General features: G+C 72.5%; 7 protein-coding genes and 1 pseudogene. All 8 read right to left on the minus strand.

Going from position 1 to position 8,878, the window contains the following annotated elements; genetic code table 11:
* The coding region (locus C1I93_RS24950) for a shikimate dehydrogenase (protein ID WP_111245728.1) at window positions 1-807 on the minus strand (807 nt) is incomplete at its 3' end.
* Between the two features lie 8 nt (window positions 808-815).
* On the minus strand, window positions 816-2,009 hold the full coding sequence (gene mltG / locus C1I93_RS24955) for an endolytic transglycosylase MltG (protein WP_111245723.1): 1,194 nt from the start codon (window positions 2,007-2,009) through the stop codon (window positions 816-818).
* Window positions 2,006-2,467 (minus strand): Holliday junction resolvase RuvX, encoded by a 462-nt coding sequence (gene ruvX, locus C1I93_RS24960; protein ID WP_111245724.1) that lies wholly within the window; start codon window positions 2,465-2,467, stop codon window positions 2,006-2,008. Before ruvX ends, mltG begins: the two co-directional genes overlap by 4 nt.
* Window positions 2,468-2,540: 73 nt before the next feature.
* A complete protein-coding gene (gene alaS, locus C1I93_RS24965) occupies window positions 2,541-5,219 on the minus strand; it encodes an alanine--tRNA ligase (RefSeq protein WP_111245725.1) in 2,679 nt (892 codons plus the stop codon).
* On the minus strand, window positions 5,216-5,521 hold the full coding sequence (locus C1I93_RS24970) for a hypothetical protein (RefSeq protein ID WP_111245726.1): 306 nt from the start codon (window positions 5,519-5,521) through the stop codon (window positions 5,216-5,218). The genes alaS and C1I93_RS24970 overlap by 4 nt, the downstream gene beginning before the upstream one ends.
* A gap of 24 nt (window positions 5,522-5,545) precedes the next feature.
* On the minus strand, window positions 5,546-6,007 hold the full coding sequence (locus C1I93_RS24975) for a DUF948 domain-containing protein (RefSeq protein ID WP_111245727.1): 462 nt from the start codon (window positions 6,005-6,007) through the stop codon (window positions 5,546-5,548).
* A gap of 143 nt (window positions 6,008-6,150) precedes the next feature.
* Window positions 6,151-6,810, minus strand: a complete 660-nt coding sequence (locus C1I93_RS24980; protein WP_111245729.1) for a hypothetical protein — start codon at window positions 6,808-6,810, stop codon at window positions 6,151-6,153.
* Between the two features lie 1,768 nt (window positions 6,811-8,578).
* Window positions 8,579-8,878, minus strand: a pseudogene (locus C1I93_RS32985) (hypothetical protein); the annotation flags it as partial.

An 8,878-nucleotide genomic window follows, 5' to 3' on the forward strand; every position in this document is an offset into this window, starting at 1 on the left:
GCGGGGGGCGGGGACGCCGGTGAACTGTTCGAACTGGCCGATCGCCTGGGCCAGCAGCAGGTCCAGGCCGGAGACCACGCCGCAGCCGGCCGCTGCGGCGGAGGCGGCCAGCGGGGTCGGCCAGGGATCGTAGATCGCGTCGAAGAGCACCGTCGCCGACCGCCACCGCACCGGGCCGGCGGACCCATCGGCAGCATCGCTGGCGGCCAACGCGTCGGCGGCGCCCTTGGGCACTGTGGAGATCACCACGTCGGCCTCGGCCAGCGTTGCCGCCTCGGACCAGGGTGCGGCGGTCAGCGCCAGTCCCAGAAGGTCGGCCACCGGCTCCAGTTCCGCGACGGCTGCCGGACGGCGGGCCACCACCGTCACCCCGGCCGCGTGCAGCCGGGCCGCCGCCGCGAGCGCCGCCCGCGCGGTGCCGCCGGCACCGAGCACGGTCACCGTGGCACCCGGGCGTACGCCCGCACCGGTCAGCACCTCGACCATGCCGCTGACATCGGTGTTGTCGGCGTACCAGGAGCCGTCGGGGCGGCGTACCAACGTGTTCGCCGCGCCCACCGCGGCGGCGACCGGCGAGACCTCGGCGGCCACCGCGAGCGCCGCCTCCTTGCCCGGCATGGTCACCGACAGCCCGGCCCACTCCGGGCCCAGGCCCGCGACCAGGTCCGGCAGCTCCGCCGCCGCGCACTCGATCCGGGTGTACGACCACCCGGTCAGCCCGGCGGCGGCGTAACCGGCGTTGTGGATCACCGGGGAGAGTGAGTGCGCGATCGGTTTACCCACCACCGCCGCCCTGCGCTCAGCCACCGTAGGCGTCACAGGACGCCGGCCTCCTTGGCCTTCTCGATGTTCCGCTCGTGCTGGCTGTAGTCCGGGGTGAAGGCGGAGTTGCCCTCCTTGTCGATGGCCACGAAGAAGAGCCAGTCCCCGTTCGGCGGATCCATCGCGCCTTCCAGCGCGTCCTTGCCCGGGTTGTTGATCGGGGTCGGGATCATGCCCGGCAGTTTGCGGTTGTACGGATTCTTCGGGTTGTCGAGATCGCTCGGCGACATCTGCGCGGAGGTCTTGCCCTCCTGCCCGATCGACTCGAAGTAGTAGTTGACCGTGACATCCATCTCCAGGCAACTACAGTCGAACGTCCCCGAGTAGACCCGGTTGTAGGCGACCCGGGCGACCTTGCCGAGATCCTTCTTGGTGCCGGCCTCGGCCTGCGCGAGAGAGGCGACGATCAGCGCCTCGTACGGGCTGATCTTGCGTTCCTTCTCCACCGTGTCGGCGAACTCCATCTGCCCGGTGACGGTGAGGAAGTGGTTGACCATCTGCTTGAGGATCGACTCGGCGGTGGCGTCCGGCGGGATCTCGTAGGTGTCCGGGAAGAGGAAACCCTCGATCGACTTCTTCGACTTCTTGCCGTCGCTGCGCTTGAACCAGTAGTCCGGTACGCCGAGTTCCTCCGGGTCCTTCGCGGCCGCCTCGAACTCCTTGACCGGGATGTCGGTCTCCTTGCTGAGCAGCTTGTAGATGCTCTTCGCGGTGCGCCCCTCGGGGATGGTGATCCCGTTGACGATCCGGTTGGCCGGGTCGAGCATCGCCTCCAGGGCGCTCTCGCCACTCATCTGCTTGCGCAGCTTGTACGTGCCCGGCTGGATGTTGCGGCTGCGGGAGTTGTCGTTGGCGGCGTTGATGAACGCCTTGCTGCTCTTGACCACGTCGGCCTCGTAGAGCACCACCGCCATGTCGGCCAGGAACGCGCCCTCCGGGATCTGGACCGTCACCTCCTCGGTGCCGGCGCCGTCGTAATCGGGCGTGGTGAGGAAGTTCTGAATCCGGTCAAAACCGACGTACGCGCCGCCGCCGATGCCGCCGAGCAGCACCAACGCCAGCAGCAGAGCCAGCACGGTCTTGCCCCGGCCACCACCGGAACCGCCGCTGCGCTTGCGCCCCCGCCGGTGCTTGCCCTTGTCCCCCCTCTCCCGCTCGTCGAACCCGAGATCCAGATCGTCCATCATCGCGTCCGCCTCCGCTGCGCATCCAGCCAGCTCTGCAGAATCTCCACCGCAGCGGCCTGGTCGACCACCGCGCGTTGTCGCTTCCCCCGGACACCCCGCTCGGCAAGTCTGCGACTTGCCACGACCGTAGACATCCTCTCGTCGGTAAGTGTCACCGGTACGGGCGAAATCACATCAGCCAAAAGTTGAGCGTACGCCTTCACGTGCTCCGCCGCGGGTCCATGTTTTCCGGCAAGGTTGACCGGAAGGCCCACCACCACCTCCACCGCCTCATGCTCGGCGACCAGCGCGGCGATCTCGGCCAGATCCGACGGCACCGCGTCTGGCCTGGGGTTCTGTTCCCGCGCCACGGTGACCAGCGGGGTGGCGAGCACCCCGTGCGGATCGGACCGTGACACCCCCACCCGGACCTGGCCGACATCCACACCCAGCCGCACTCCGCGGGACAGCTCCGTCACGCCGCGTTACCTTCCCCGACAAACGGGTCAGGGCGGACCGATCCGGTCCGCCCTGACCTGCCTCGCTGACGCCTCACGCCTCGGCGACCGCCTTCTCCACCGTGAGCAGGAGGTTCGGCACCTCCGACCCGGGCAACCCGCCGCCCTGGGCGAGATCCGGGCTGCCGCCGCCGCGACCCGAGAAGGCCGCCTTGACCAGGTCGTTCGCGGCCAGGCCCCGGCTGCGGGCCGCCGCGTTCACGGCCACCACCAGGGACGCCTTGCCGTTCGAGCGGGCCGCCACCGCGACCACACCGGGCCGGGCCGGATCGATCCGGCCCCGGATCTCCTGGGCAAGAGTCCGCACGTCGTTACCGGCCGCCCCCTCGGGCGCCTCGGTGCCGACGTATGCCACCCCCCGCACGTCCTTGGCCTGGGCCGCCAGCGCCGCGGCACCGCCGAGCACAAGCTGGCCGCGTAGCTTCTCCAGCTCCTTCTCGGCGTCGCGCAGCTGGGTGACGGTCTGCTCGACCCGGTCGGCGACCTGCTCGGCGGGGACCCGGTACAGCTCGGCGAGCCGGGCCACCAGCAGGTGCTCGCGGGCCAGGAAGTTGAACGCGTCGATGCCGACCAGTGCCTCGACCCGGCGTACGCCGGAGCCGATGGACCCCTCCGAGAGGATCTTGACAAGGCCGAGCTGGCCGGAACGGGACACGTGGGTGCCGCCGCACAGCTCGCGGGCGTAGTCACCGACCTCGACCACCCGGACCTGCTCGCCGTACTTCTCGCCGAACAGCGCCATCGCGCCGATCCGGCGCGCCTCCTCCTGCGAGGTGATGAAGGCGTGCACCTCCAGGTCGGCCAGGAGCACCTCGTTGATCTGCTGTTCCACGTCGTGCAGCACGCTCGGCGCCACGCCGGTGGCGGTGTTGAAGTCGAACCGCAACCGGCCCGGTGCGTTCAGCGACCCGGCCTGGGTGGCGGACTCGCCGAGGAAGTTCCGCATGGTCTGGTGCACCAGGTGCGTCGCGGTGTGCGACCGGGAGATGGCCCGCCGCCGGTTGGTGTCGATCTCGGCATAGCCGGTCTCCCCCGCCCGCACCTCACCCCGGATCACCCGGGCCCGGTGCACGATCAGCCCCGGCACCGGCTGCTGCACATCGAGCACCTCGACCTGGCCGCCGCCGACAGTGATCATGCCGTGGTCCGGCTGCTGCCCGCCGCCCTCGGCATAGAACGGGGTGGTGTCGAGCACCAGCTCCACCAGGTCGCCCTCGACCGCCGCCGCACGCGGACCCTCGGCGCCGAGCAGCGCCCGCACCGTCGACTCGCGGGTCACCTCGGTGTAACCGGTGAAGGTCACCGGCCCACCGCTGTCGAGCACCGACCGGTACGCCGACAGGTCGGTGTGCCCGGTCTTGCGCGCCTGCGCGTCGGCCTTCGCCCGAGCCCGCTGGTCGGCCATCAACCGGCGGAAGCCCTCCTGGTCGACGTCGAGCCCCTGCTCGGCGGCGATCTCCAAGGTCAGGTCGATCGGAAAGCCGTACGTGTCGTGCAGCTGGAACGCCTTGTCACCGGAGAGCGCCTTGCCGCCGGAGGTGCGGGTCTCGGTGATCGCGGTGTCCAGGATCGTGGTGCCGGCCCGCAGCGTGGCGAGAAAAGCGTCCTCCTCGGCGTACGCGTACGCCGAGATCCGGTCGAAGTCCTTCGCCAACTCCGGGTACGACGGCACCATGCAGTCCCGGGCCACCGGCAACAGCTCCGGCAGGGCCCGCTCCTGCCAGCCGAGCAGCCGCACCGCGCGAATCGCCCGGCGCATGATCCGCCGCAGCACGTATCCCCGGCCCTCGTTGCTCGGGGTCACCCCGTCGCCGATCAGCATCAGCGCGGTCCGCACGTGGTCGGCGATCACCCGCAGCCGTACGTCGTCGGGGTGCGACTGGTTGGCCGCGTGCCCGGAGTGCACGCCGTACCGCTTGCCGGTCAGCTCGGCCGCCCGGTCCAGGATCGGCCGAACCTCGTCGATCTCGTAGAGGTTGTCGACGCCCTGCAGGATCGAGGCCATCCGCTCCAGGCCCATGCCGGTGTCGATGTTCTTCCGCGGCAGCTCACCGACGATCCGGAATTCCTCCTTGCTCCGGACGTCGGCGATCTCGTACTGCATGAAGACGAGATTCCAGAACTCCAGGTACCGGTCCTCGTCGACCTCCGGGCCGCCTTCGAGGCCGTACTCAGGGCCCCGGTCGTAGTACAGCTCCGAGCAGGGTCCGGCCGGGCCGGGGATGCCCATCGACCAGAAGTTGTCCTTCTTGCCCCGCCGCACGATCCGTTCCGCCGGCACCCCGGTACGCAGCCAGATGTCGTACGCCTCGTCGTCGTCGAGGTAGACCGTCGCCCAGACCCGCTCCGGGTCCAGCCCGAAACCACCCTGATCGACAGGCTTGGTGGTCAGCTCCCAGGCGAGCGGGATCGCCCCGGCCTTGAAGTAGTCACCGAAGGAGAAGTTGCCGTTCATCTGGAAGAACGTGCCGTGCCGGCTGGTCTTGCCGACCTCGTCGATGTCCGGCGTACGGATGCACTTCTGCACGCTCACCGCACGCGGGTACGGCGGCGTCTGCTGCCCCAGGAAGTAGGGGACGAACTGCACCATGCCGGCGTTGACGAACAGCAGGTTCGGGTCGCTGATGGCGGGCAGCGGAGCGGACGGCACCACGGCGTGGCCGTTCGCCTCGAAGTGGGCGAGATACCGCCGCTTGATCTCCGCCGTCTTCATCGCTGGTGTTCCTCCGGAAAGATCTCTCGGTCACCGATGCGCGGGTCCTCCCGCAACTCGGCGAACTGGTCGTCGAACGCCTCACCCTGGGCGAACGCCTCGTGGATCTGCTGCTCCCGCTCGGCCATCCCGGCGCGTACGTCCGCCACGAAGCTACGCAGTTCCTCCACCAGACCGCCAGCGGATTGTGACAGGTTGTCGGCGATGCCGGCCGGGGTGTACGCGTGCGCGGCGCGGGTCGCCTTGCGGACCACCACCACACCGACGGCCAGGCCGATGCCCAGCCAGAACAGGCGCCTCATGCTCGTACCTCCGCCTTCGCCGCGTCAGCGGTTCCCGCGCTTGGCAGCGCGCCGCTGGGCCTTGATCGTGTCGCGGACCTCACGCTCGGTCTCCGCGTGCCGGCGGGTGGCGGCGGCCTTGCGTACCCCGTAGCCGAAGGCGGCCACCTTGACCAGCGGGTTGGCCGCCGCGGCCGAGACGACGGTGACCAGGTTGGCGACGTTGGCGCTGATGTTCTGCGCGTGGCTGGTCATCGTGTCGACCTTGGCCAGCTGGAGGTTCACCCCGTCCAGCGACGTCTGCACCTGCTCCAGCGTGACGTTCACGTTGCGCACCGTGGCGTTGACGTCGCCGAGCAGCGGGCCGGTCCGGTCGTTGAGGTCGTTGATCATCCGGGTGGTGGCGTCCACCGTGTGCCGCAGCCGCAGGATGGGCAGCGTCAGGATCAACACCAGCATCGCGAACGCGATCGCCGCGACCAACGCCGCGACCTCCAGAATCCCCACGCCTGTCCTCCTCAACCAGATGACTCGGGACCGGGACGGCCCCGAGACGCACGACGGTCTCGCCACGACAACACCCGGCGGCCCGGGTCAGGGCCCGCACGGGCCGCCAGAAGCAGACCCTACCGTCCGTGATGACGATCGGCTCAGGACGGTGGTGACGGGGTCAGATCGCCAAGTGGATCCTCGCCCAGCGTCGGATAGGGGTCCACACCGGTCAGTGACGGGTCGGTGGTCGGTTGCGGTCGGGTCCGCTCGTCATCGATCGCATTGCGTACCTTCACCGAGACCAACGATCCGGGGCACTCCTCCGCCGCGGTCGCCGGGTCGGGCTCCGGCACCACCGCCGGCTCACCGTCCACCGGGGGCGGCACGCAGGCGGGTGACCGCACCCAGAGGTCGAGGGTCAGCTCGTCCCGCCGCCAGCAGGTGTAGCTCCCCTTCTCCTGCTGTTCAGGGCAGTAGGCGGGGGTCCACGGCTGCCAGCCGTCCTGGCTGAGCGCGGCCTCGTACACCTGCGCCGTCTCCTCCGGCGAACGTTCGGAGTTGACCGTACGCTCCCGCAGCCGGCAGTCCAGCAGGCACCAGCGGCTGCCGCTGACGTCGTCGACCGGGTCGACATCGGCCCAGGTCGGCACGTCCAGTTCGTCGAGCGAGACGAATACCGGATCCCGGTTCATCGCCTGGAACCCGAAGAAGGCCGGTACGCCGCCGAGCAGAAGCGCGCTGACCAGCGCCAGGATCATCACCCGCGTCCGCTGCTGGCCCGCCACCTGCCGGCGCGGTTCCGTGCCGGCGTCGGGCAGATCGTCCCCGGGCCGGTCAGCGTCGGGGTGCTCCGGCTCGGTGGGCCGCCGCAGCGCCGGATCCGGACCGGGCCGCTGTTCGGCCGGCTGCCGCTGCACGATCGGCTCGACGGGCGCCACCGCGGCGGCTCGGGCCACGGCCGGGTTCTCGCCGGCGCGCGGCGGTGGCGGTCCCGGTCGCGTGTCGGCGGGCTCGGGGCCGCGGTGCGGTGGTGCGGCTCGCCCGGCCGGACGGTCGTCCGGCCGGACCGGCGGAGCCCCGGCGCGAGCCGTCCCCGGGCCGGTCGGTTCGGTCCGCTCCCCCGCCGCCCCGCCGGGACGCACCGGAGGTGGACCGGCCGACGGCGCGGTGCCCGGTCGACCCGGACCGCCATCCGGCCGGGCCGGGTCGGTCCCGGGACGGGCCGCGCCCCGGGCCGGGCCCGGTGGCATGCCGGCGGGCAGGCCGGGGCCGCCGACCGGACCATCGGGTCGGGCCGCACCACGCGCCGGCCCCTCGGGTCGGGCGGCACCACGCATGGGTGCCTCGGAACGGGCCGCACCACGCATGGGTGCCTCGGAACGGGCCGCGCCACGTATGGGTGCCTCGGGCCGGGCTCCCTGCGCCGGCGGCATCCCGTCGGGACGGGCCGCGCCACGCGGCGGGCCGCCCGGCGCACCGTCGGGCCGTGCGGACGCCACGGCCCGCCCGGTGGGTGCCTCTGGTCCCGCTCGGCCGGCCGGCGGCTCGTTCGTCCTCGATGCGGCGGCGGAGGCTCCGGACTCGGGCACGGCCCGCCCTCGGCCGGTGGGCGGCTCGCCGGCACGACGCGGCGCACCACCCCCCGGCCGTCCTGCTCCGGGCGCGGCGGACTGTCCGTCGCCGGGCCGTCCGTCACGAGAACGTCCGTGACCGGGCCCCTCATCGCCGAGACGTCCCTCACCGGGCCACCCATCGCCGGGGCGTCCGTGACCGGGTCGGCCGTCACCGGACGAATGTCCCGGGACTGGTTCGCCAGGACGTCCGTCGCGGGGCGGGCGGCCCGGTACGGCCCCGGCAGCCAGCCGGTTGGCCGCAGCGCCGGTGTTCGACCGGCCAGCCGCGGGTCCGGTGGGCAGTTCCGTACCGCGTTCGTCGTGCATCTGGGCGACGCCGGCATCCGCCGGGGCTCCGGGTGGCGTGCCCCGCCGCTTGATCGTCGACAGTTCTGGATCGGTGTGGTGAGTGCGGCCAGCTTGCCGCAGCCAGTCGGCCGGTCGCTCAGGACGGCCGGGGCGGCCCCCGGCGGATCGCGGCAAAGTGCTGCGCTCACCGGTGTCACCGCCGGTCCGCCCCGGTTCCACCGGCTCGGAAGACCGGTGACCTCGAGGCGAGGGGTCCGTGCCGTCGGCCGACCGGCCACCGGTCACCGGCGCCTGCGGCCCACCGTTGACAGGTGCCTGCGGCGCGGCCCGGTCGCCACGCGCCGGCATCGGCGGTTCCTCCGGCGCGCCACCGCGGCCATGGCGTCCTCCCGCTCCGCCGTCCGGTACGACGGCGGCGCCGGACGGCACACCGGGAATCGGCGGCGCGTTGCCGGACAGCGGCACCACCGGCTGATCGACCTCGGGTGCCCGGCGGCGTCCGGGGCGTGCGCCACCGGCTGCTGCGCCGCCTACCGGTCCGGCCGCAGCACTGGTCGGCGGACCGGAGATCGGTTCGGCGGGTGGGCCGGAACGCGGCCGGCGGGCGGATGCCGCCGGGTCGGCCGCCGGCCAGCCAGCGGGCGGGGTGTTCGGGGCGCTGGCCTCATGGTGCCCGGCCGGCGGCGGGTACGCAGGCGCCACCGGCTGCTGCCGGGCGGTAGCCGGTGGCCGGGGTCCGGCACCGGGTGGCGGCACCGCGGCGGTCGCTGGCCGGGGCCCGCCGGCGTCCGGTGGACCGGCGGGCGGGCCGGACGGCGCGACGCCAGGCCAGGGACCGTCGACCGGTCGGGCGCGGGGTGGCTCGGCCGCTCCCCGGCGTGGCGGGGGCGCGGACGGTGGACCACCGTGCGGTTCCTCCGGCGCGCTCCGGCCCGGCGGGACCGGCCCGCGCGCACGTGGCGCC

The sequence above is a fragment of the Micromonospora endophytica genome, assembly GCF_003236305.1.
Lineage (GTDB): Bacteria > Actinomycetota > Actinomycetes > Mycobacteriales > Micromonosporaceae > Micromonospora > Micromonospora endophytica.